This window comes from Methyloversatilis sp. XJ19-49 (genome assembly GCF_024580145.1).
GTDB lineage: Bacteria > Pseudomonadota > Gammaproteobacteria > Burkholderiales > Rhodocyclaceae > Methyloversatilis.
Window position 1 is genome coordinate 161903 of sequence record NZ_JANINI010000004.1, and the last position, 23860, is coordinate 185762.

18 protein-coding genes are annotated in these 23860 nt (G+C 67.0%); 9 read left to right on the top strand and 9 right to left on the bottom strand.

Annotated elements, in window-relative coordinates; all coding sequences use genetic code 11:
- Positions 1 to 16 precede the first annotated feature (16 nt).
- Positions 17 to 814 carry a DMT family transporter gene (locus NMQ16_RS06890; protein WP_373566766.1) on the bottom strand — a complete coding sequence of 266 codons (798 nt, stop codon included), beginning with the start codon at positions 812 to 814 and terminating at the stop codon, positions 17 to 19.
- Between the two features lie 75 nt (positions 815 to 889).
- A complete protein-coding gene (gene ilvD, locus NMQ16_RS06895) occupies positions 890 to 2755 on the bottom strand; it encodes a dihydroxy-acid dehydratase (protein WP_257079800.1) in 1866 nt (621 codons plus the stop codon).
- A gap of 70 nt (positions 2756 to 2825) precedes the next feature.
- Between ilvD and NMQ16_RS06900 the strand changes: the two genes are divergently transcribed.
- The 3 genes from NMQ16_RS06900 to NMQ16_RS06910 all read left to right on the top strand — a co-directional run bounded on the left by NMQ16_RS06900 (position 2826) and on the right by NMQ16_RS06910 (position 5560).
- Positions 2826 to 3905, top strand: a complete 1080-nt coding sequence (locus NMQ16_RS06900) for a glycosyltransferase (RefSeq protein WP_257079801.1) — start codon at positions 2826 to 2828, stop codon at positions 3903 to 3905.
- Between the two features lie 153 nt (positions 3906 to 4058).
- On the top strand, positions 4059 to 4649 hold the full coding sequence (locus tag NMQ16_RS06905; RefSeq protein WP_257079802.1) for a hypothetical protein: 591 nt from the start codon (positions 4059 to 4061) through the stop codon (positions 4647 to 4649).
- A gap of 134 nt (positions 4650 to 4783) precedes the next feature.
- On the top strand, positions 4784 to 5560 hold the full coding sequence (locus NMQ16_RS06910; protein WP_257079803.1) for a ferredoxin--NADP reductase: 777 nt from the start codon (positions 4784 to 4786) through the stop codon (positions 5558 to 5560).
- Here NMQ16_RS06910 and NMQ16_RS06915 read toward each other — a convergent pair whose 3' ends face one another.
- The 4 genes from NMQ16_RS06915 to NMQ16_RS06930 all read right to left on the bottom strand — a co-directional run bounded on the left by NMQ16_RS06915 (position 5561) and on the right by NMQ16_RS06930 (position 10790).
- A complete protein-coding gene (locus NMQ16_RS06915; protein ID WP_257079804.1) occupies positions 5561 to 7285 on the bottom strand; it encodes a glycosyltransferase family 2 protein in 1725 nt (574 codons plus the stop codon).
- On the bottom strand, positions 7282 to 8487 hold the full coding sequence (locus NMQ16_RS06920; RefSeq protein WP_257079805.1) for a glycosyltransferase: 1206 nt from the start codon (positions 8485 to 8487) through the stop codon (positions 7282 to 7284). Before NMQ16_RS06920 ends, NMQ16_RS06915 begins: the two co-directional genes overlap by 4 nt.
- Positions 8488 to 8550: 63 nt before the next feature.
- The gene (locus NMQ16_RS06925) at positions 8551 to 9588 is read right to left on the bottom strand and encodes a PEP-CTERM sorting domain-containing protein (RefSeq protein WP_257079806.1); all 1038 of its coding nucleotides are present in this window, start codon (positions 9586 to 9588) and stop codon (positions 8551 to 8553) included.
- 125 nt (positions 9589 to 9713) lie between these two features.
- Complete coding sequence (locus tag NMQ16_RS06930) at positions 9714 to 10790, bottom strand: glycosyltransferase (protein ID WP_257079807.1); 1077 nt, start codon at positions 10788 to 10790, stop codon at positions 9714 to 9716.
- A 146-nt stretch (positions 10791 to 10936) separates the two neighbouring features.
- On the opposite strand from NMQ16_RS06930, the gene NMQ16_RS06935 reads away from it, so the two are divergent.
- Both NMQ16_RS06935 and NMQ16_RS06940 read left to right on the top strand, forming a co-directional pair.
- Complete coding sequence (locus tag NMQ16_RS06935) at positions 10937 to 12160, top strand: glycosyltransferase (RefSeq protein ID WP_257079808.1); 1224 nt, start codon at positions 10937 to 10939, stop codon at positions 12158 to 12160.
- A gap of 40 nt (positions 12161 to 12200) precedes the next feature.
- Positions 12201 to 13295 (top strand): lipocalin-like domain-containing protein, encoded by a 1095-nt coding sequence (locus NMQ16_RS06940; RefSeq protein WP_257079809.1) that lies wholly within the window; start codon positions 12201 to 12203, stop codon positions 13293 to 13295.
- Between the two features lie 18 nt (positions 13296 to 13313).
- On the opposite strand, the gene NMQ16_RS06945 is transcribed toward NMQ16_RS06940, so the two are convergent.
- The gene (locus NMQ16_RS06945) at positions 13314 to 14219 is read right to left on the bottom strand and encodes a demethoxyubiquinone hydroxylase family protein (protein WP_257079810.1); all 906 of its coding nucleotides are present in this window, start codon (positions 14217 to 14219) and stop codon (positions 13314 to 13316) included.
- A gap of 169 nt (positions 14220 to 14388) precedes the next feature.
- Between NMQ16_RS06945 and NMQ16_RS06950 the strand changes: the two genes are divergently transcribed.
- The 4 genes from NMQ16_RS06950 (at position 14389) to NMQ16_RS06965 (ending at position 20914) form a co-directional block, all read left to right on the top strand.
- Positions 14389 to 14964, top strand: a complete 576-nt coding sequence (locus NMQ16_RS06950; protein WP_069039076.1) for a TMEM165/GDT1 family protein — start codon at positions 14389 to 14391, stop codon at positions 14962 to 14964.
- Positions 14965 to 15193: 229 nt separating this feature from the next.
- The gene (locus NMQ16_RS06955; protein ID WP_257079811.1) at positions 15194 to 18172 is read left to right on the top strand and encodes an EAL domain-containing protein; all 2979 of its coding nucleotides are present in this window, start codon (positions 15194 to 15196) and stop codon (positions 18170 to 18172) included.
- A 56-nt stretch (positions 18173 to 18228) separates the two neighbouring features.
- Positions 18229 to 19047 carry a spherulation-specific family 4 protein gene (locus tag NMQ16_RS06960; RefSeq protein ID WP_257079812.1) on the top strand — a complete coding sequence of 273 codons (819 nt, stop codon included), beginning with the start codon at positions 18229 to 18231 and terminating at the stop codon, positions 19045 to 19047.
- Positions 19048 to 19222: 175 nt separating this feature from the next.
- The gene (locus NMQ16_RS06965; RefSeq protein WP_257079813.1) at positions 19223 to 20914 is read left to right on the top strand and encodes a SulP family inorganic anion transporter; all 1692 of its coding nucleotides are present in this window, start codon (positions 19223 to 19225) and stop codon (positions 20912 to 20914) included.
- A gap of 30 nt (positions 20915 to 20944) precedes the next feature.
- On the opposite strand, the gene NMQ16_RS06970 is transcribed toward NMQ16_RS06965, so the two are convergent.
- Positions 20945 to 21718: a hypothetical protein gene (locus NMQ16_RS06970; protein WP_257079814.1), complete on the bottom strand. Its 774-nt coding sequence runs from the start codon at positions 21716 to 21718 to the stop codon at positions 20945 to 20947.
- 19 nt (positions 21719 to 21737) lie between these two features.
- Positions 21738 to 23858 carry a type IV secretory system conjugative DNA transfer family protein gene (locus NMQ16_RS06975; protein WP_257079815.1) on the bottom strand — a complete coding sequence of 707 codons (2121 nt, stop codon included), beginning with the start codon at positions 23856 to 23858 and terminating at the stop codon, positions 21738 to 21740.
- Positions 23859 to 23860: the final 2 nt, after the last annotated feature.

Sequence of the window (23860 nt, forward strand, 5' to 3'; positions counted from 1 at the left end):
GGGCAAGCGGCAGGGTTCAGCGGCGGGTGGTCACGACCAGCGCGATGCCGCCCAGCGTGGCGGCAGACGCCAGCGCCAGCCGCGCGGTCAGCGGCTCGGCCAGCAGCAGCGCACCACCGAGCGCGGCGATCACCGGCACGCTCAACTGCACCGTGGCGGCCTGCGTCGCCGTCAGCCCGCGCAGCGCGCTGTACCAGATGGCGTAGCCGACGCCCGATGCCAGCGCGCCCGACAGCACGGCGTACAGCACGCCCGCCATATCGATCCGGGCGTCGGCGGCCGACACCATCGACAAGCCGATCGCCAGCGGCACGGCACGCACGAAATTGCCGGCCGTCATGGCGAGCGGCGTGCCGCGTGCGTGGCGCCCGCGCAGCGAGTACACAGCCCAGGCCATTCCGGCCAGCGCCATCAGCAGGGCCGCATCGACCGGTGGTGCGCTGACGCCGGGCGCCAGCAGCACGCCCAGCCCGCCCAGTGCGACGCCGAAGCCGGCGATCTGCAGCGGCCGGAAGCGCTCGCCCTTGAACAGTCCGGCGGCAATCATGCTCACCTGCACCGTGCCGAACAGCAGCAGTGCACCGGTGCCGGTCGACAGCGCGCGATAGGCGAAGGAGAACGCGGCGGCATAGATGAACAGCGCACACGCACCCGGCCAGTCGCCGGCCAGCCGGCTGCCCGACTGGCGGCGCACCAGCGCCCACAGCACCAGCGCACCCGCGGCCAGGCGGATCAGCGTGAAGCTGGCGGCATCAATCGCCGTATCGGCCAGCGCCAGCCGGTTCAGCACCGAATTGGCGGCGAAGGCGAACATCGCCAGCGCGGTCAGCGCGGCGATGCGGCCGGCAGAATGCGGCGCGGTCAAGACCGGTGCGACGGCAAGCCGGCCTTACGGACGGCGCAACTGCGTCAGATCGCGTACCGCGCCGGTATCGGCGCTGGTGGTCATCAGCGCATAGGCCTGCAGCGCCTGCGACACCACGCGATCACGGTTCCTTGGCGTCCACGCGTCGGCGCCACGCGCCTCTTCCGCCGCCCGGCGATGCGCCAGTTCGTCGTCTGCGATGACCAGATGGATGGTGCGGTTCGGAATGTCGATCTCGATCACGTCACCGTCCTTCACCAGCGCGATCAGGCCGCCCTGCGCCGCTTCCGGTGAGGCATGGCCGATCGACAGGCCGGAGGTGCCGCCCGAGAAGCGGCCGTCGGTCAGCAGCGCGCACGCCTTGCCCAGGTCCTTCGACTTCAGATAGGTCGTCGGGTAAAGCATTTCCTGCATGCCGGGGCCGCCCTTGGGGCCTTCGTAGCGGATCACGACCACTTCGCCCGGCTTCACCTCGTCGCCGAGGATGCCGGTCACCGCATCGTCCTGGCTTTCGTACACCCGGGCGGTGCCCGAGAACTTCAGGATCGAGTCATCGACGCCGGCCGTCTTCACGATGCAGCCGCGCTCGGCGATGTTGCCGTACAGCACGGCGAGGCCGCCGTCCTGGCTGAAGGCATGCGCCTTGTTGCGGATGACGCCGTTTTCGCGGTCGAGGTCGAGCGTCGGGTAGCGGCGGTCCTGCGAGAACGCGACCTGGGTCGGGATGCCGCCGGGAGCCGCGCGGTAGAAGGTGCGCACCGCTTCGTCTTCGGTGCGCACGATGTCGTACTTGTCGAGTGCTTCGCCCAAGGTGGCGCTGTGCACCGTCGGCAGGTCGCGGTGTATCAGCCCCGCGCGGTCCAGCTCGCCGAGGATGGCCATGATGCCGCCGGCGCGATGCACATCTTCCATATGCACGTCGGACTTGGCCGGCGCGACCTTGGACAGGCAGGGTACGCCGCGCGAAATGCGGTCGATGTCGGCCATCGTGAAATCGACACCGGCTTCGTGTGCCGCGGCCAGCAAGTGCAGCACGGTGTTGGTCGAGCCGCCCATCGACACGTCGAGCGTCATCGCGTTCTCGAATGCCTTGAAGCTGGCGATCGAGCGCGGCAGCACCGATTCGTCGTCGTTCTCGTAGTACTTTCGGCACAGCTCCACCGCCAGCTGGCCGGCGCGCAGGAACAGCGCCTTGCGGTCGGCGTGCGTGGCGAGCGTCGAGCCGTTGCCCGGCAGCGACAGGCCGAGCGCCTCGGTCAGGCAGTTCATCGAATTGGCGGTGAACATGCCGGAGCACGATCCGCAGGTCGGACAGGCACTGCGCTCGTAGGCGTCGGACTCCTCGTCCGAGCAGTTGCTGTCGGCGCCCTTGACCATGGCATCGACCAGATCGACCGCGATGATCTTCATGCCGCCGGGGTTGGACAGCACGACCTTGCCCGCTTCCATCGGCCCGCCGGACACGAACACGGTCGGGATGTTCAGGCGCAGCGCCGCCATCAGCATGCCCGGGGTGATCTTGTCGCAGTTCGAAATGCACACAAGTGCGTCGGCGCAGTGCGCATTCGCCATGTATTCGACGCTGTCGGCGATCAGTTCGCGGCTGGGCAGCGAATACAGCATGCCGCCGTGACCCATCGCGATGCCGTCGTCGACCGCGATGGTGTTGAATTCCTTCGCCACGCCGCCGGCCTTCTCGATCTCGCGGGCGACCATCTGGCCCAGATCCTTCAGATGCACATGGCCCGGCACGAACTGCGTGAAGCTGTTCGAAATGGCGATGATGGGCTTGCCGAAATCGCCGTCCTTCATGCCGGTGGCGCGCCACAGCGCGCGGGCGCCGGCCATGTTGCGGCCGTGGGTGGAAGTACGTGAGCGGTAGGCGGGCATGGCGGCTCCTGCTGGAAATCGGGTAAAAGCGGGATTCTATCCGTCCCCCGGCCTGCCGGCCCGCATGTTGATGACCCGACCGCGCGTGCTGTTCGTGACCCGCAGCCGCTACTGGCGCGCCGGCAACGGCGAGGCCACCCGTACGCGCACATTGGTCGAGGCGCTGGCTGGCGTGTGCGAACTGACGGTTTTCTTTCTCGAAGCCGCCGATTCCGACGCGTCAGCCGCGGTGGCGGCGAGCCCGCACCGCTACCGGCTGGCGCATGGCGGCCGCGAAAAGCCGGCGCGTGAAGCGCTGCTGGCGGCCGTGCGACAGCTGTGCGGGCAGCTTCGGCCCGATGTCGTGCTGCTGTCGCGCCTGCAACTGGATTTCCTGCGCCAGGCAGTGCCCGCCGGCACCCGGCTGGTGATCGACACCCACGATCTGGTCAGCGACAACGCCGCGTCGCGCCGGCACCTTGGCGTGCCGGTCGATGAGCCGCTCGGTTTCGAACGCGAGATCGCCTTCCTGCGCCGTTACGACCGGGTGCTGCTGATCCAGCCCGACGATCATGCGCGGGTCGCCGCCGTGCTCGGCGAACGGGCGCTGTGCGTGCCGCATCCGGTCGAACTGCCGGCGCAGCCGGTGCGCCCGGCGTCACGCGTGCTCGGCTGTGCGGCCAGTCCTTCACCGGCCAATCGACATGGTGTGCAGTGGTTTTTCGGCGAGGTATGGCCGCAGCTGGCCACGCACCGGGTCGAGCTGCAGCTGGCCGGCCCGCTGTCGGCGCTGCTGCCGCTGCCCCTGCCCGCGGGGGTGCGCGCATGCGGTTTCGTGCCGGCGCCCGAAGCGCTGTGGGCCGAGGTCGACGTGGCAATCAATCCGGTGCGCTGGGGCTCCGGCCTGAAGATCAAGACGGTCGAGGCACTGGCATCGGGCCTGCCGCTGGTCACCACGCGCGAAGGCGCGCGCGGCATTGAACATCTCGCTGGCGAGGCCTTCCTGCTGGCCGACGATCCCGCCGTCTTTGCCGGCGCCTGTCTCCGGCTGCTCGATGACGTGGACGCGCGTCGCGCGATGTCGGCCGCGGCGCGGCGCTGGGCCGGTGCGAACCTGTCCGTGGCCGTGTGTTTCGGTCCGTTCTTCAGCTGGTTGTCGGGAAATTCATGAATGTAAGCCGGCTGTCGCCAGGCGGCCGGCAGAGCCGGAACCCGGTTGGCGGTCTACAGTCAGGAGTGCGTATGCGACACGTTCATCGCGACCTCAGCGTCGCGCGTCAGTCGCATACCGAACCGATCGCCTGACAGGAAAAGGAGATTCGCCATGTCACATCCCGCATTGTCGACTTACCGTTTCGCCGAAGGCACCTGCATCGCCCAGGCCACGCCGCCCGAGGCGGCCCGCGTGTCGCTGGACAGCCCCGCGACCGCCGTCATGACCGATCTGGCCAGCGTGCGCGCCGCCTGCATCGGCCCGCAGGTCTCGCTCGACGCGGCCGAGCAGCGGATGCGCGAAAGCGGCGTCCGCATGCTGTTCGTCATCAGCGACATGCCCTGCGTGGATGGCATCGTCACGCTGTCCGACCTGCAGGGTAGCAAGCCGATCCGGTTGATACAGGCGCAGGGTCTGACCCGTACCGAGCTGACGGTGAAGCATGTGATGCAGGCGCTGAGTGACATCGACGCGGTGGATTTCGAGGCGCTCGGGCGCGCCACCGTAGGCAGCGTCGTGGCGGCGCTGCAGCACTACGGTCATGCCTACCTGCTGGCGGTCGAGGCCGCGACACGCGGCGCACCGCCGCGCATCCGAGGCATCTTCTCTGCGGCGCAGGTCGAGCGCCAGCTCGGCATGCCGTTGAATTCGGTCGAGGTCGCCGCGACCTTCGCAGAGATCGCAACGGCGCTGCGCGGATGAGGTGATGCGGCCGCCCGCGGTTCCATCACCGAGGCGGATAACCTTTGGTTATCGAATCATTGGTTGTTCGCCTCTTGAGTTATATGCGATGAACTCGCTATAAAGCAGACTGTTCAACGAATCCGGTTCTTGCCATGGCCACCGTCGCACCCGAAAAAGTCCTCAGCGTGCATCACTGGAACGACACGCTGTTCAGCTTCAAGACCACGCGGGACCCGAGCCTGCGCTTCCGCAACGGTCATTTCGTCATGATCGGGCTGGACACCGGCGGCAAGCCGCTGCTGCGCGCCTACAGCATCGCCAGCGCCAACTACGAAGAGCATCTCGAGTTCTTCAGCATCAAGGTGCCGGACGGTCCGCTGACGTCGCGCCTGCAGCATCTGAAGGAAGGCGATGAAATCCTGGTCGGGCGCAAGCCGACCGGCACGCTGGTGCTCGACGACCTCAAGCCCGGCAGGCATCTTTACCTGTTCGGCACCGGCACCGGGCTGGCTCCCTTCCTGAGCCTGATCCGCGATCCGGAAGCCTACGAGCGCTTCGACAAGGTGATCCTGTTCCACGGTGTGCGCCATGTGAACGAACTGGCCTATCAGGACTACATCGAGCGCGAACTGCCGGACGACGAATTCCTCGGCGAATTCGTGCGCGACAAGCTGCTGTACTACCCGAGTGTCACGCGCGAGCCCTACCGCAACCGCGGCCGGCTGACCGATCTGATCATCAGCAACAAGATGACCGACGACCTCGGTCTGCCGCCGCTGAATCCGGACACCGACCGCGCGATGATCTGCGGCAGCCCGAGCATGAACAAGGACACCGCCGACCTGCTCGACGCTCGCGGCTTCGTCGTGTCGCCGGGCGTCGGCGAACCGGGCGATTACGTGATCGAGCGGGCTTTCGTCGAGCGCTGATCAGCCACGCTGGGCGTCCAGCCAGGCCGGAAACCGCTGCTGCCAGGCGTCCGGCAAACGCGCCGCGAGCGTGCCCCGATGTCCGGCATGCCAGCGGCGCAGCCAGTCGGTGACGCCGGCGACCGCCGGTTCGATCACCCGTCCGTCCGGTGTGTGCGGCGCCGACAGCCAGCCGTAGCTCGCCTGCGTGCCGCTGGCCAGCCGCACGCTGCACAGCGTTTCCCGAAAGCGCAGCAGGCCTGACGTGTGCAGCGCCAGCTGCACCGGCCACCAGCCACCCGCTTCGCCCATGTCCGCCGGCCACGGCTGGCCGTCCGGCGCACCGGCCAGTTCGACCAGCAGGTCGCGCCGGAACATGCAGGCCGCCAGCGGTGGTGCAACCCACTGACTCAGCCCGGTCGCGAACGGCGGAATCTGCTGCACCGCCTGCGCCCAGGCGCCGCTTTGCGCGAATGCGTTCTGATGCACCAGTTCGCCGCCTGGTGTGATGAGCCGTACGTCGCTGCAGGTCACGCCGACCAGCGCGCCGTACTGGCGATAGAACAGATGGCGTTCGACGAAATCGCGGTCCAGGCGGTCACCCACCGGCAGGAACACGATGGATTCACCGGAGGCCGCCTGCGCGGCCGCGATGAGGCGCGTCAGGGCGTCAGTCTCATCCGGGCCGTCGTCGTAACGGCGGATGTCTGCGCCGTCGGGCGTTGCCGGACAGGGCAGCGCGGCGGGCAGCAGCACCTCGCAGGCCGGATGCCGCTGGTCGAGTGCCGAAGCGACGCTCGCCGACACGCCGGCGGCGTCGCCGCGACCGATCAGCGCGATGCTGATGCGCGCCGCCGCGACGCCGCGGTCGCCGGTCGGCATGCGCTGCAGTTTTTCCCAGCGCCGGAAGTAGCTGCGGGCACGCGCGTGGTGCGCCGGTTCCAGATCGGCCATGTCCACCCACTGGTCGAGAAAGTGCAGCTGGCGCGGCGTGCGGTCTCGCAGATCGATGCGTGGCGCATAGCGGCCGTTGCGCAGGCTGCCGAATTCGTTGGCCGAATGGATGCGGTAGATGCCCAGGCTCTGGCGCAGGTAGTGAACGCAGCCGCTCCTGATCAGCGCCGCCGGGCACAGCGCACCGTCGGCACCGCGCGGAAACGCCCAGGCCGGAATCGCGGCCAGGCACTCGGTGACCAGCGTGCGTCCGAACACCAGCCCGGTCGGCACCGAGAACGGGAAGAACATCGGCCGGCCATCGAGATCGTAGATGTCGTCCAGCTTGTCGATGCCGACGATCTGGAACCAGGTGTCGAGCGCCGATTCGCCGGTGCGTTCGTCGCGCAGGATGAGGTCGTGGCACAGGAACAGCCGCTCGGTGTCGATCGCCTTCGCGGCGATCCAGGCCGCCACGCCCGCCAGCTTGTCCGGCAGGCACAGGTCATCGGAATCGAGCAGGCACACCAGTTCGCCGGTGGCGGCGCGCACGCCGGCGTCGAAGGCGGCGGTCTGGCCGCGGTTGGGCTGCTGCACCACCTTAACCTGCGGATGGTCGCGGTAGCGCGCCAGCACGGCGAGCGAATCGTCGGTCGACCCGTCATCCACGACAACCACCTCGACCTTGTCGGCCGGATAGCGCTGCGCCAGCGCACTGTCGATCGCCTGCCCGACGAACTGCGCGTAGTTGTAGTTGCAGATGACGATGGAAAAAGACGGTGAGCGAGACGGTGCGCGGGACGGCGTGCTCATCGGTGCGGCTCCAGCAGGGTTTCGCAGCGATCGGCGACTGCCCGGATCGTCTGCTGCGGTTCGTACCCGGTGTGACGCTGCGCGAAGGCGCGCGCGGCCCGACCGAGGGCTGCGTTCGAGAGGGCCTTCCTGAACAGCGCCGCAATGGCCGCCGCGGCATCGGGCATCACCACGGCGGCGACACCGAGGGTTTCGAGACGTTTGGCGGTCATGACCTGTTCCATCTGTGACGGCAGCACGACCAGCGGTTTGCCGGCCAGCAACATGGCCGACACCGTGCCGTTGCCGCCATGGCAGACCGCCAGATCGCAGTCCCGCCGGGCGGCTTCCATGTCCAGCGGCTCGACGCTGACGCGCATCGATCCGCGCGAAAACGTGGCGACGGTCTGCGCCGAGGCGCCCGGCACATGGGCCAGCACGCGCGCCGGCAGTTTCGCCAGCGCACCCAGCGCTGCATCGATCGCCGGATAACCGGGCTTGAGATAGGCAAACACGCGCGGGCCGCTGCCCTCGGGCCAGATGACGTCGCTGCCCTGGCCGAGGCTGAACAGCGGTCCGAGCCAGTGCGCGCCCGGGTGATCGGGGTAATGATCGAGTTCGGCGAAGCCCAGCATCAGGGAGGCATCGCAGGCGGTCAGTTCCGACAGGCTCGCCAGCGGTGGCGCGTCCAGCGCGAACAGCACCTCGTTCGCGGTTTTCCACACATGCGCCTCCGAATCGGCGACCCGCTTCATGTTTTCCTGCTGCCACCAGCGGAACGGCGGCATCGGACGGCCGCCTGGTGGAATGCAGAAGCCGTCGCCCAGATTGACGCGCGGGGTGTCCAGCCCGCGGGTCGCGAGCAGCGCCGTCGGCGCGTGATCCATCACCAGCAGGTCGGGTTGCACGAGGTCGATCATCGCGCGCCAGGCCCGCGCGACGCCGGTCAACGCGCGCGTATTCAGGAAGCCGAAGCGCATCAGCAGTTCGGCATGGCTGATCGGCGGCGGCAGCCCGGTGACCTGGCCGATCCACAGCGGCGCCTGCAGCCAGCGCAGCTGATGCCTGTGCAGCAGCGCTTCCGCGCCGAGCAGGTCGCGCACGGCGAACACCGGTTCGTGTCCACGTTCGCGCAGCGCCAGCGCGATCGGCAGCAGACGCGACAGGTGACCGTAGTCCCCACCCAGTTCCCAGCAGAAAAGAATGCGCGCCATGGATGCCATGGTAGCGGCTGCTCAAACAACAACGGCACCCGCAGGTGCCGTTGTGTGAAGGCTGTCGTGAAATCAGCCGGGTTTGCGTCGTCGCGCAGCAGCCAGTCCGGCGAGTGCCAGTCCGGCGAGTGCGATGCTGGAGGGTTCGGGTACCGGGTTGCCGACGTTGCGCTGCGTGATGGCAAACGGCGAGGCGTTGTCTGCCGGGATCACCAGTTGCTGCGGGCCGGGATTGGCGAACGAGAAGTTGTTGGGGTCGCCGCTGCGGGCGATCGCCTGGCCGGGGCTGCAGCCGAAAACGGGGATCAGGATCACATCTTCATCATCAACCGTCGCGGCCGCGAACTGGGGTTGCTGTTCGACGACGTTGCCGAACTGGACAGCGCCGTTGCCATAGCCGTCTTCGACGAATTCGCCGTAGGAACTGCACTCGGTGCCGCCCAGCATGTTTCCGGACACGGTGGCGATGATGTCGTACTGCAACGTGAAGTCGCTCGTGCGGATGCCCAGGTCGGCAGAGAAGTCACGCGAGTTCTGCGAAATGCTCGCCAGTGCAGAAGGCGGGCATTCGATGTAGCTGTCGAGCTGTCCGCTGCCGGCGTCGGTACAGGTGATCGTGCCGGTCGCCGCGAGATCCAGGCGGATGTCTTCGCGCGTCAGCTCGGTGCCGTCGATGCTGATGACGAGCTCGAGCCGGGTGCTGCCGGTCTGGCCGATGAACGCGTTGTAGAAAGCCAGTTCGGTGTTGTCGACGCGGAAGTCGAAGTTCACGGCCTGGGTGCCGGTGACATCCACCAGCGTGCTGTAGCTGACCCGGCTCCACGCCGTGAAGACGCCTTCACCGGATGAGCGGGCACCGAAATTGGCCTGACCGCCGCTTTCGTACCCGTAGGTATGGAAGAACACGGAGTTGCCGCCCGGGGTGTCTTTCCAGAGGTAGTAGTCAACATTGCTGCCGGTCAGCGTCGGTTCGGTGATTTCCGAGCCGCCGCCGAGGCTGTAGCGCGCGTCGACCGAGATCGGATTGGCCTGTGCCTGAAGCGACAGCGCGCTGAATGCAGCACCGATTGCCAGGGCGATGGTTTTTGCGTTGGGAAGTCTGGCTTCCATGAGCTACTCCGGTGTTGTTTGAGGTGTGGACGCCCGTAAGCAAAAAAAAGGCCCGAAATAAATGTACAACTAATCAGAGGGTTGAAGAGCGGGTATTACCGAAGTGTTAAAAAATCTGACGGAAGTTAAATTATTAGAGTGCTAATCAATTGTGTAAAACATTGTTGCGGTGAAAAGTGCTGCACTGCATAGTCGTGGGCCCGCGCGCCGGTCTGTTCGCGCAGTGCGGCATCGGCCAGCAGTTCGCGGCAGTGGCGCGCAAAGCCGTCCGCATCGTCGGCAACACGGAAGCAGCGGCCGGCGTCGTCATCCAGTCCGCGCGCGCCTTCGGTCGTCGTGACCAGCGGTACGCCATGACCAAGCGCCTCGACGTTCTTGATCTTGAGACCGGAGCCCCAGCGCACCGGATTGATGGCGACGTCCACGCTGCCCCAGATGGCGGTGTAATCCGCCACGAAGCCGTGTGCGATGGCAGTCATCCCGGGGGGCGGTGCCCAGACCCGGCACACCGACCCCCACACATGCAGTTCGGCCGTCACGCCCTCCAGCGCTGGCCAGACCTCGTGTGCGAACCAGTCCAGTGCGTCGACATTGCCTTGCCAGCCGCTGGCGACAAAGCCCAGCACGCGGCCTTGTGCCCGCACCGGCTGGCGGGCGAACATCACCGGGTGCGGCACGCACAGCGCCCGCGGTCCGATGGCGGCCGCCACGCGACGTGCATCATCCTGCTGGATCAGCAGAACGTGATCGTAGCGGGCCAGCAGCGTCATCTCCTCGTCGAACGACATATCGACGCCGCCCCAGGGCTCAAGCCCGGCGCGCGCGCGCGACGCCACGTTGTCGCTGACCAGATCATGGGTATCCAGGATGCGCAGCACGCCGGGCGGCAGCGCGTCTGCCAGAAAGTCGAGCCGCAGGCGCGCAAACAGGCAGGCATGGGCAGCGATCGCGCCGACCAGATCGGCCAGCTGCGCACTTGCGGCCGCAGGTTCCGCATCGGTGCAGGGATGCAGCGTGGCGGACACGCGCAGTGCGGCGAGCCGCTTGTGGTCGGCCTCGCCAACCGGCGCAAGGCAGAACAGGTGCAGGTCGAACAACTGGCCGAGCATCCAGGCCAGCGCCAGATTGCGCGTGCGCTCGCCGCCGCCCAGACGCCAGAACGGGTCGTGGGTGACGAACAGCACCACCCGGCGCGCGCTCATGCCCGGCCGCCCGGCGCGTGACAGGGCGCGTGCGGCGCCCGTATGCTCTGCGCCTGCATCATGTCATTGCCGGATGAGTCGGACACCATGGAAAACTCCTGCGCGCGGTCGGAACGGACGCGCGATTCTTGCACAGGCTTGTCGCCATGAGCCGCGTGCTGATGGCGTGGGAGCTCGGTGCCAACATGGGCCACCTCGACCGCATGCTGCTGACCGCGCGCGTCCTGCGTCGGCGCGGTCATGAGGTGGTGTTCGCGCTGAAGGATCTGTCGCGTGCGCATGGACGCGTGGTTGGCGAGGGATTTTCGGTCATGCAGTCGCCGATCTGGCTGCCGCGCATGGCCAGACCGCCCGGTCTGGTCAATTTTTCGGCCGTGCTGGCGTCGGCCGGCTGGCTTGATCCGGGTGGGCTGGCGGGGTTGATGTCCGGCTGGCGCACGCTGTTCGACCTGTGTCGGCCTGATCTGCTGGTGTGCGACCACGCGCCGACAGCGATGCTGGCGGCGCGCGCCTGCCGCTTTCCGGTGGCCGCCGTCGGCAACGGTTTCGAAGTGCCGGCCTTCGGTGACGTGTTCCCGGCGTTGCACTACTGGGATGCGGCCGATACCGCTGCCTGTGCCGGCAGCGACGCCACCGTGCTGCGTGCGGTCAACGCCGCGCTCGACGCGCTGGGCCAGCCCGCGCTGCCCCGGCTCACCGCCTTGTTCTCCGACGTGCTGTGCATCGTGGCTTCGCTGCCGGAACTGGCGCATTACCCGGCCTATCCGGACAGCGTGGTGCGTGTCGGCCCGAGTTTCGTCGCCGACGCCGGCGCGCAGCCGCAGTGGCCACAGGTTGAAGGTGAAGGAGGCGGCGAGGGCATCTGCGTGTTCGCCTATCTGTCGCCCGAGCATGCCGATTTCGCGGCGCTGACGGAGGCCCTGCGCCAGCCCGGGCTGCGCAGTGTGGTGCATGCGAAAGGGCTGTCGGCCGCGACGGCGCGCGAACTTGGCGCGCCCAACATCCGATTCGAGCCGGCGCCGGTGCGCATGGACCTGGCGACCGCGCAGGCGCGCATCGTGCTGTCGCACGCCAGCATCGGTACCGTCAGCGCGGCCGCGCTGGCCGGATGCGTGCAACTGGTGCTGCCCAATCACATGGAGCAGTACATGGTGGGTCGCCGCGTGGTCGAAGCCGGCGTCGGGTTGATGGTCGAGCCGGGCAGCCGCGGCACCGACTACCCGGCGCTGCTGCGCAGGTTGATCGACGACACCGCATTCTCAGCGGCCGCGCTGGCGCTGGCCGGGCGCCATGCCAGCGTGCGACCGGACCATACCGGGGTACAGGTCGTGGACGCGCTGGAGCGGTACCTCGCGCACGGCGCGGCATGACCGGCAGCGGAACCCCTGCCGCGGCGGGCGTCCAAGGCGGATGACGTCCCCTCAAGCCGACCTTCCGCTGCGACGCCTGCTGCTCAAGCTGCCGCTGCTCGCCGCCCTGCCGGCGCTGGCGCACGGTCCGGAGTTCGACCCGGTCGTGCGCGGCACGCCCCTCGTGCTGCCGCGCGACCATGGTGCGCACCCGCGCCACCGCATCGAGTGGTGGTACATCACCGGCTGGCTGGAGCGCGATGGCGCGGCGCCGGTCGGCTTCCAGCTCACCTTCTTCCGCGTGCGCCAGCCTGCGCACGACGCCAGTGCAAGCCGTTTCGCACCGGGCCAGATCCTGTTTGCGCATGCCGCGGTGTCGGACGCCGCACGCGGCCGTCTGCTGCATGCGCAGAAGATTGCGCGCGCCGGCTTCGGCCTGGCCGAGGCGTCGGTGAGCGATCTGGACGTACACATCGACGACTGGAGCCTGCGCCGTCACCCTGCGCCGGAGCATCTGACGGCGCGCATCGCGGCGGCCGATTTCGGCTATGCACTCGATTTCACGCCGACCCAGCCGGTGCTGTGGCAGGGCGACGCCGGTTTCAGCCAGAAGGCGGCCGACCCGGCGCACGCCAGTCACTATCTGAGCTGGCCGCAGCTCGCGGTGGCCGGCACGCTGGACATCGGTCGCCGTCGGCAGCGCGTGCGTGGCCACGCCTGGCTGGACCATGAATGGTCGAGCGCGCTGATGCCTGAAGGCGCCACCGGCTGGGACTGGCTGGGGCTCAACATGGACGACGGCGGCGCCCTGATGGTGTTCCGCATGCGCGATGGCGAGGGCCGTGCGATGTGGGCATCGGCGACGCTGCGAGACGCGCGGGGCGAGTGGCAGTTCGCGCCGGCCGACATCGAATTCACCGTGCTGCGTACCTGGCTCAGTCCGCGCACCGCCGGCCGCTATCCGGTCGCGATGAGCATTCGTGTCGGGTCGCGTCGATTCGAGCTGCAGCCCCTGATGGACGACCAGGAACTGGACAGCCGCGCCAGCAGCGGCGCGATCTACTGGGAAGGCGCGGTCAGCGCATCGCAGTCGGGGCGACCGGTCGGACGCGGCTATCTGGAGCTGACCGGCTACGCCGGCGCGCTGCGCCTCTGACGCGGGCGGCGAGGGCGCTCAGAGCCGCCGCGCAATCGTCACCGCGAACGCCGACCCGCTGCCCACCAGAGCACACCAGCTGCGCATCAGCCAGCCGTCGGGCAGGTCACCATGACCCAGCGCTTCGTCGCGATGCGCGCATTCATCGGCCTGACATTCGACCAGCAGCGCGCGCAAGGCCGGGTGGTTGCCGTCGTCGGGCAGACGGTCGATCTGCTGCTGGTAATGCCGGTCTACAAAGGTTTCCACTGCGCCGATGGTGCCGAATACCGCACGCGCGCCGAACAGTGCCGGCAGCGCGCCGGTCAGGAAGCCGGCGACACGCCAGCCGGGCAGCAGGACGCTGCGCCGCAACGGTGGCAGCAGCGCCGAAATCCGGTCCAGGTGCTGCTGCTCGGTCACCCCGTGGCGCTGCGCGAATTCGCGCACGACCGGATCGCGCGACACGGCGAGGATGCCGCGGTAGATCCACACCGCACCGGTTTCTCCCGCATGGTCCGAGCGCAGTTCGCCGATCAGGTCGTCCGGCACGCCCGGCGTGTCGAGCGCGCGCGCGACGCGCTGCATCGAAGGGCGCACGCGCAGGAAGCTCCGGTAGGCGACTTCGAGCACGCTGGCGACGCCCGGCAGCGCGCCGGCGCGGGCCAGCCAGCGCCAGCCGGGCAGGGCCGCCCACAGCGCGATGAAGGCGCGCGCACCGCTGAGCACTTCGCCGCTGTCGCGCCGCACGTGAAAACGCGCCAGATAGCTCGCCCGGTCGCCGGCTGCCGGCAGCGGCACCCGCGTGTCACTGACGTCCACCCAGTGCAGCGGCCGCAGCGGGCGCAGGCCCCGGTAGACGCCGACTTCGCGCCGGCACAGCGGGCAATCGCCGTCGTACAGCACGGTCAGGCCGGTGGGGGATTCGATGTCGGGCGCGGTCATGGCGGGCGAAGGAAGGGAAGAAAGGCAGACGAAGGCGCAACGAAGACAGCAACAGCGCAACTCAGACGCGGCGGAGCCGCAAATGTTCAACCCGGCTGCGGTACGGCCTCGGCCGACCATTCGTGCTAACGTCACGCCCCGCCCCCGGACCGACAACCCGTACAGCATCATGGAAGCCTTCATCGTGTCGACCGGCGTGGTCGCACTGGCCGAAATCGGCGACAAGACCCAGTTGCTGGCCTTCATTCTGGCCGCACGCTTCAGGAAGCCCCTGCCCATCATCGCCGGCATCCTGTGTGCGACGCTGGTCAATCACGGTCTGGCCGGCGCGCTCGGTGGCTGGATCACTTCGGTACTGAGCCCGGAGGTGTTGCGCTGGGTGCTCGGCCTGTCCTTCATCGGCATGGCGATCTGGACGCTGATCCCGGACCGGATCGAGGACGAGGAAACGAAGGTCGCGGCGCGCCTCGGCGTGTTCGGGGCCACGCTGGTCACCTTCTTCCTGGCCGAGATGGGCGACAAGACGCAGATCGCAACCATCGCCATGGCAGCGCACTACGCCAGTCCGCTGCTCGTTGTCATGGGGACCACGCTGGGCATGCTGATCGCCGACGTGCCGGCGGTGTTCGTCGGCGACCGCTTCGGCGCGAAGATTCCGATGAAGCTGGTGCATGGCATTGCCGCCGCGATCTTCGCAGCGCTCGGTCTGCTGACCCTGCTCGGTGTCGATCGGCTGCTCGGGTAGTTTCACAACGCAACACCCGATACAGCGGTTCAAGGCAGCGTGACATTTTCCCGATAATGACTGCACGAGACGCTTTGCGCTGGAACTGCGCAGGCATATTGGGTTCCACGGTTCGCCAGGGCATCCCGGCAGCCTTTGCGGGCCTGTCCTCGGATGCCATCAAGTTCGGCACCTCGACGACGAGCGCGCCGGAACGACCCGACAACAGGGCTGCAAGCACACATTCGGCATGCACGACAGGGAAATATCCATTGATGAGGAATCGAAGCGCCTCGACACACTGAGGCGCTACGACATCCTCGATACGCCACGTGATGAACGTTTCGACAACATCACTGCGCTGACGGCCGAACTCATGCAGGTGCCGCTGGCCCTCGTCACCCTGGTCGATGCCGACCGTCTGTGGTTCAAGTCGGCGCACGGTCTCGATGTGCGCGAGATTCCGCGCTGCAGCGGGCTGTGCTCGTCCGCCATCCAGCAGGACGGTCCCTACATCGTCGAAGACACCCGCGAGTCGCCGGTCGAGCGGGATCACCCGCTTGTCACCGGCCCGCTCGCGCTGCGCTTCTACGCCGGTGTTCCGCTCAGGGCAGACGACGGCCGCGCCCTCGGCGTGCTGTGCATCGCCGATCGTCAGCCCCGCCAGCTCGCTGCGCGCGCGATCAGCCACCTGCAGGCGCTCGCCCGGATGGTGATGGACCAGTTCGAACTGATGCGCGCGCTCAGGCAGGTCACCTCGATTGCCGAAGACGACAGGCGCTTCAAGCTGCTGTTCGACAAGATCGCCGATCCGATGCTGTTGCTCGACGCGGCGTCGGGCATGTTCATCGACTGGAATCCGGCAGCCATGGAAATGCTCGGTTATCCGAATCGGGACGAAATCCGTGCCCTCAGCCCGGCCGACATTTCGCCGCGGCGGCAGCCGGACGGGCGCGATTCGGCCGAGAAGGCCCTGGAAATGAATGCCATCGCTGCGCGCGAAGGCAGCCACCGTTTCCAGTGGGCCATCTGCAGTCCTTACCGCGACACGCTGGTCATCGAAGTACTGCTCACCGCGCTGACGATGCAGGGCCGCCGGGTGTTCATCACCACCTGGCGCGACCTGACGTCGCAACGTCTTGCCGAGCAGAAACTGCTCGACAGCGAAATCCGCTGGAAATTTGCCATCGAAGGTTCGGGAGACGGGCTGTGGGACTGGAACATTCCCGCCAGCACGGTCTTCTTCAGCCGGCGCTGGAAAAGCATGCTGGGCTTCGAAGAGCACGAGATCGGCTCGGATCTGACGGAATGGGCTTCGCGTGTGCATCCGGATGACATGCCGTCGGTGATGGCGGATGTGCAGGCGCACCTGCGCGGCGAAACCACGACCTACATCAACGAGCACCGCGTTCGCTGCAAGGACGGCGAGTACCGCTGGATACTCGATCGCGGCAAGATCGTCAGCCACGATGACGCCGGTGAGCCGTTGCGCATGGTCGGCACGCACACCGACGTGACCGATCGCCGGCGCGTGCTGATGGAGCTGGAAGCCGCCGAGTTCGGCCACCGCGCATTGCTCAACGCGATGGCCGACGGCGTGTTCGTGTCGCAGGACTTCCGCTTCGTGTTCAACAACCCGGCGCTGCCGCAGATGCTGGGCTACGCGCCAGATGAATTCACCGGCCTGCGCTTCGACCAGATCGTGCACCCGGATTTTCTCGACCTGTGGACCGAGCGCTTCATCCAGCGCATCAGCGGTGCCATCGAACCGGTGCGTCAATACGAGGCGAAGTTCCTGCGCAAGGGCGGTGCCGAGGTCATCTGGATCGAACTGATCGCCTCGCGTTTCATGTTCCAGGGCGCGCCGGCGGTGCTCGGCATCGTGCGCAACATCAGCGAGAAGAAGAAGACCGAGGACATCATCTGGCGTCAGGCCAATTACGACGCACTGACGCAGTTGCCCAACCGGCTCATGCTGCTCGATCGGCTCGATCACGAAATACGCCAGTCTCGCCGCAGCGGTCAGCCGCTGGCGGTCATGTTCATCGACCTCGATCACTTCAAGGAAATCAACGACACGCTCGGCCACCACCGCGGCGACCTGCTGCTGCAGCTGGCGGCTCAGCGCCTGTCGTCCTGCCTGCGCGAGACCGATCTCGTGGCCCGTCTGGGCGGTGACGAATTCACGGTCGTCGTGTCGGGGCTCGACGACATGGACACGGCCGAGCGCATCGCGCAGAACATTCTCGACGCCCTGCAGCGGCCTTTTCATCTCGAATCGGAACTGGTGTATGTGACGGCCTCGATCGGCATCACGCTCTATCCGCATGACGCGCGCTGCATCGAAGATCTGCTCAAGCAGGCCGATCAGGCGATGTACGACGCCAAGCATCTGGGCCGCAACCGTCTGAGCTATTTCACGCCGTCGATGCAGCAGCGCGCGGAAAGGCGCATGCGCCTGGTCGGCGACATGCACGAGGCCATCGCGAAAAAGCAGTTCTACATGGTGTATCAGCCCATCGTCGATCTGGCGACCGGGCAGACGCGCAAGGCCGAAGCGCTGATCCGCTGGAACCACCCGGAGCGCGGCATCGTGTCGCCGGCCGATTTCATTCCGATTGCCGAAGAGACCGGCCTCATCATGGAGCTGGGCGACTGGATCACCCGCACCGCGCTGGCTTTCGCGCTCTATCTCGAGCAGCAGTTCGACGAGCCGGTGCAGATCAGCGTGAATCAGTCACCGGTGCAGTTCCGCAACAAGAAGCCGCAGTACCCCGATATCGTGCAGGTGTTGAATCAGGCTGGCGCCTCCGGCGAACTGGTCACGGTCGAAATCACCGAAGGCACGCTGCTCGACGCCGATGCGCAGGTGCTCGACAAGCTGCACCGCATGCGCGAAGCGCACGTACAGGTGTCGCTGGACGATTTCGGTACCGGTTACTCGTCGCTGTCCTACCTGAACAAGTTCGCCATCGATTACCTGAAGATCGACCGCTCGTTCGTGCAGGGGCTGGCGCCGCATTCGAGCGAACTTGCGCTGTGCGAGGCGATGATCGTCATGGCGCACAAGCTGGGCATCAAGGTGATCGCCGAAGGCGTGGAAACCGCCGAACAGCGCGACCTGCTGATCCTGGCCGGCTGCGATTACGCGCAAGGCTATCTGTTCGCCCGGCCGCTTACCGGCGAGGCGTTCGAGGCCTTCCTCGCTCAGGGCCCGCAGCCCCTGTGATCGACAACGCCGCACAATGACCGGATGATCCGCGCATCGCCCGATCCGGAGTCGTCATGAACAAGTTCATCGCCAGCGCCTTTCTCATGTTCAGCAGCCACACCGTCAGCGCACTCGAACTGCTGGTACCCGCCTACTTCTATCCGGTGGATGACGGCGTCACCTACTGGCAGACGCTGGCCGAGGCCGCGCCGGACGTGGCCATCACCGCCATCCTGAACCCGGACAGCGGCCCCGGCGCGGCGTTCGACAGCGACTACGCAGCGGTGGCGAACGCCTTCCAGGCCGCCGGCGGTCGCCTGATCGGCTATGTGTACACTGGCTACGGCGCGCGCAGCGAAGCGCTGGTGAAGGCCGAGATCGACCGCTACTACGCACAGTACGGCGTGGACGGCATCTTTCTCGACGAGGTGTCGAATCTCGCGCAGCACCTTGGCTACTACCAGTCGCTGCACGCCTACATCAAGGGTGGCTTCGAAAGGAACCACATCGTTGCCAATCCGGGCACGCAGACGCCCGAGGCCTGGCTCGCGACGGCCGACGTGCTGGTCACCTTCGAAAGCCCGGCTGCCGAATACGCCGGCTACGCGCCGGACGTGTGGACCGCGGCGCAGGACGCCACGCGTTTCGCGCATCTGGTCTACGACGTGACGGATGCCGAGGCGATGCGCACCATCATCGACACGGCGCGGGCGCACAACGTCGGCCACGTCTACGTCACGGACGACCGCGGCGACAACCCCTGGGACACGCTGCCGACCTACTGGGCCGCCGAAACCGCCTACGCCGCAGCGGTGCCGGAACCCTCTGCATGGGCCGGCCTCGTCGCCGGCCTCGCGCTGCTCGCCGCTCGCCTGCGCCGGCGCGCGCACTGAAGCGCGCAGCCGCTGGACAGGTACCCGCAGCGCAGCCGACAATGTCGCCATGAGCATTTCCGGCGCCATCCCGTGCCACTGACACCGACCCGTCGCTGGGTCGTCCGGCAGCGCGCCGCCCGCTGGCGCCCCTCTCCGCACATCGCATGGCACTCACTATCGATGCGGAGATTTCATGAACATCCAGTTCCGACCCAAGCTGTTTGACACGCTGCGCGGCTATGACCGCGGCCAGTTCTCCGGCGACCTGTCGGCCGGCATCACGGTCGGCGTGCTCGCGCTGCCGCTGGCCATGGCGTTCGCGATCGCCAGCGGCATGTCGCCGACCGCCGGCATCTGGACCGCCATCGTCGCAGGCTTCCTGATTTCCGCGCTGGGCGGCTCGCGGGTGCAGATCGGCGGCCCGACCGGCGCCTTCATCCCCATCATCTACGCCATCGTCGTCGACTACGGCGTGCAGAACCTGCTGATCGCCACGATGATGTCCGGCGTCATGCTGCTGGCCATGGGCGCGTTCCGGCTCGGCAGCATGATCCGCTTCATCCCGCTGTCGGTCGTCATCGGCTTCACCAATGGCATCGCGGTGGTCATCTTCGTGTCGCAGATCAAGGACTTCCTCGGCCTGCGTGTTGACAGTCTGCCGGGTGAGTTCTTCGGCAAGATGGAAGCGCTGTACCGGGCGCTGCCGACGCTCGACAGTGCCACGCTCGCGCTGTCGTGCGCGTCGCTGGCCGTGCTGCTGGGCTGGAACCGGCTGGCGAAAGAGGTGGCGTGGATGCGTCGCCTGCCCGGACCGCTGGCGGTGCTGGTCATTGCGACCGCGGTGAACGCCTTCATCCAGCTGCCGGTCGACACGATAGGCAGCCGTTTCGGCGGCATTCCGCGCGAGTTGCCGGACATCGGCCTGCCGGCACTGTCGTTTGGCCTGCTCGGCAAGCTGATCGCACCCGCACTGACCATCGCGTTGCTGGGTGCCATCGAATCGCTGCTGTCGGCGCGCATCGCCGACAGCCAGATCGATGACCGCCACGACCCGAACCAGGAACTGATGGCGCAGGGCATCGCCAATATCGCGGCGCCGCTGTTAGGCGGCTTCGCCGCCACCGGCGCCATTGCGCGCACCGCGACCAATGTGCGCACCGGTGGCCGCACGCCGGTGGCCGGCATCATCCACGCCGGCGTGCTGCTGACCATCGTGCTGGCGCTGGCACCACTGGCCAGCCACATTCCGCTCGCCACGCTGTCGGCCATCGTCGTCGTGGTGGCGGTCAACATGGGCGAATGGCACGCCTTCGCGCCGAAGGAACTGGCGCGCTACTCGACGCCCTACCGCACCATCCTGCTGGCCACCTTCTTCGTCACCGTGGTGTTCGACCTGACGCTGGCGGTCGAACTGGGCATGGCGCTGGCCAGCCTGTTCTTCATCTACCGCATGTCCGACCTGACGCGCATCGAGCGCCTGCCGCTGGAGGACTTCTACGGCGTCGAGGCGCTCGCCCGGCCCGATGGCACGCCGCGCATCCTGGCCTACCGGCTGACCGGCTCGCTGTTCTTCGGTGCCGCCAACAAGCTGGAAAACCTGCTGCTGATGCAGGACGGTCACCCGGACGCGGTCATCCTCGACCTGGAAAAGGTGATCAGCATCGACACGACCGGGCTGGACATCCTGCAGACACTGCAGCGCAACCTGGCCCGGCGCGGTGCCACGCTCATCCTGTGCGACCTGAACGAACAGCCGGGATCGCTGATCCACCGCTCCGGCTTCGCCGACCGGCTGGGCGAGGAGAACATCGCCGGCAACATCACCGACGCCCTGCTGCGGGCGCAGACGGTGATGCCCCGAAACTCCGGCGTGTCCTACGTCTGACAGCGCCAGCCACTCGATCGGATTGCATCGCTACCGACCGTCGTCACGGTTCCTGGCGAGGTCGGCCATCTGTCGGGTCTGCTCGTCGAGCGCGCGCTGCCGTTCCTGCTCCTGCGCCTTTTCCAGCTGCGCGCGCAACTCGTCGAACTGCTTGTCGAGTTTGGCCTGCAGGGCCTGCTTCTCGTCGGCGCTCTTGTCGGCATGACGCTCGTCGAACTTCTCCTGCAGCGTGGCGAGCTTGCCGTCGAGTTCCTGCTTCTTCTGCGTGAACGTCTGGTCTATGGCCTCGAGCGTCTTGCCGAGCTGCGGATCGAGATCGACACGCCGCACTTCGTCGAGCAGGGCGTTTTCCCGTTCGGTGTCCTTCGAGTTGATGTGCGCATCGGCCAGTGCATCGACCAGCATGCCGCGGTTCTTCATGTGCATCTCGACATGCTCGACCGCCTGAACGATCTGCTGTCCCACGGGGCCGTTCAGCGCGCCTTCCAGCACGACATCCCCAAACTGCGCGACCTTGTCCACATCTTCCAGAACAAGCTCCGTGACCGGCGCCGACGTGGGCTTCAGGTCCGGCGTCATCGCCTGCGCCTGCGCGCGCGCCGCGTCGTCGATCTGACGATCGACCAGGGCCAGATCGGCGTCGATCTGCGGTATCGCGCGTGCCGCCGGAACCTGCTCCTGCGCTGCTGGCTGGCTCTTGGCCATGTCCTGCTGCCGGATGGCTTCCATGTACTCGTTGCGCAGTTCGGTGCGCCGGGCGTTCAGCCGAGCCAGTTCGGCCTGGTAGTCGATGCCTTCACTCATGGCGTGCTCCCGCGGGTCGTCATACGCTGCCCATGCGCGCCTTCAGGTCTTCGTTGCGCCACGCATAGTCCTTGCTGACCTTGGCCGGACGCGTCGCCAGACCGAGCACGATCTGCTGTTCGCGGTAGTTGGGGCCAGCCAGTTCCGAGGCCTCGACCAGCTTCTTGCGCGAACCATCCAGTGCATCGACGAAGCCGATCTCGTCGGACAGCCGCTCGGCCAGACCATCGGCCCCGGTCGGGTTCATGAAGATGCGCACCGCGCAGCTGCCCAGCATGCCGTCGGCGTTCTTGTAGGCGTTGCGCAACTGCCCCACGCTCTGCGCGAACATCCACAGCCGCAGCCCGTATTTGCGGCCGATGTTCAGCGCCTCGTCAACCGGCGGCATTTCCCTCAGGCGCGGCAGCTCGTCGAGCATTATCAGGATCGGCGCCGAACCGCGCGCCGGTACCTTGCCGCCGGTCAGCATGCGGATGTGCTGGCCGATGAAGACGCGCAACAGCGACAGATAGGATTCGACCGCATTGGGCGGCACGACGATGTAGATGGTCGGGTTGCTGCCGCTGCGCAGATCTTCCGGGCTCCAGTCGGAGCGATCGGTGATGCGCGCCACACGCTCGCCGGTCCATGCGTTGAGGCTGGAACGTGCCGTCTGCAGCACGCTTGAGCGGGTCTTTTCCGGCATTTCGCCGAGCGCGGTGGCGGTCTGCATCATGACGCGCACATCCACCGCGATCTTCAGCTCGAGAATCATGGTGTCCCAGGCCTCGCCGCCGAACATCACGTCGAGCACCGCATGCATCGGCCGCTTTTCGGGCGGGTGCTGGTAGCACACGTTGGCGATGGCGGCGCACAGCACGGTGCGCGCTTCGTTCTCCCAGAACGGATCGGCCGCCCCGCTCGGCACGATCATCATGTCGGCCAGCAGGCGCGCGTCTTCCCAGATGAATTCCGGTGCACTGCGCACGAAGGCGAGCGGGTTGTAGTGGTGGCTCTGGTCCGGTTCGAGCGGATTGAAGCGGAATACCGGCCCGACGTTTTCGGCGCGCCACTTGCTGGTGTTGTCGTAGATGTCGCCCGACACGTCCAGCACAACCGCCGGTCCCGGCCACGCCAGCAGATTCGGAAATACGTTGCATTGCGTCTTGCCTGACCCGGGCGGCGCGATGGTGACCATCGAGCCTTCACCCGAATAGGTCAGTGCGGTGCCGTCGGCGAAGGATCCGATGTGGAGCGGGAAATCGCCCGACGCGGCGAATACGGTCTTGCCGATGTCAGCCGGCCGCAGCCAGGTGCTGCCGCCGCCGATCAGCTGGTCGCTGGCGTCCTGCACGAGCTCGCGGATGCCGGCCGGCAGGTCGGGCTTGCCCTTCAGTTCGGCGAGATGGCCCAGGATTTTCGAGATGACGTTGTCGACCGAAAAACGGAGTTGCTCAACGGCGTGGTCGAGCGCCTGACGCGGTGTCTTGGCCTCGTTGTTCGCATTGCCCAGATTCCACTGCGCCGCGCCGCTGGTCCCCTTGCCCTGTGACCACACGAGCGCAAATCGCCAGCCACGGTAGAGCGGATCCTTGCCATCGGCCGAACTGTTCAGCAGTTCGGCGATGCGCATGAACTCGCGCTCCTTGTTGTCCATCGCCGCCAGGCTGCGGCTGACGGTTGTCCAGTAGTAGGCGTCCATCCAGCGGTCGTTCTCGCCTACGTACTGCCAGGTGCCGTAGTGGCACACTTCAAGCGTCTGCGATCGTTCGGCGAACAGGGCATCGATCACCGGCACGCGCGCCGCATGGGTCGGGCCGAGGCTTTGCAGCCAGTGCGCGGCCGCGTCGTCGGCCTTCTTCTTCAGATCCTTTTCCTTCGAGTAGGTCACCTTTTCGGCGCCCTTCGGCCTGAACCACAGCCAGCCGCAGATCCCGAGCACGATGGCGCTTCCGAGGATATCGAGCACCCAGGTCGCGATGACGCCCACGATGACCGCGACGACGTGCTGCCTGAACCACTGCGGCAGGAAGGCGGCGAAGTCCGCCGGCACGGTGGCTGAGTTGGTGCCGGCCAGCGCCTTGCGGTGCCAGAAGAACCCGATCGCTACAAAGCCGGCCAGAAAGATGCCGATGCTGAACAGCCTGAAGAAGAACTCCATGC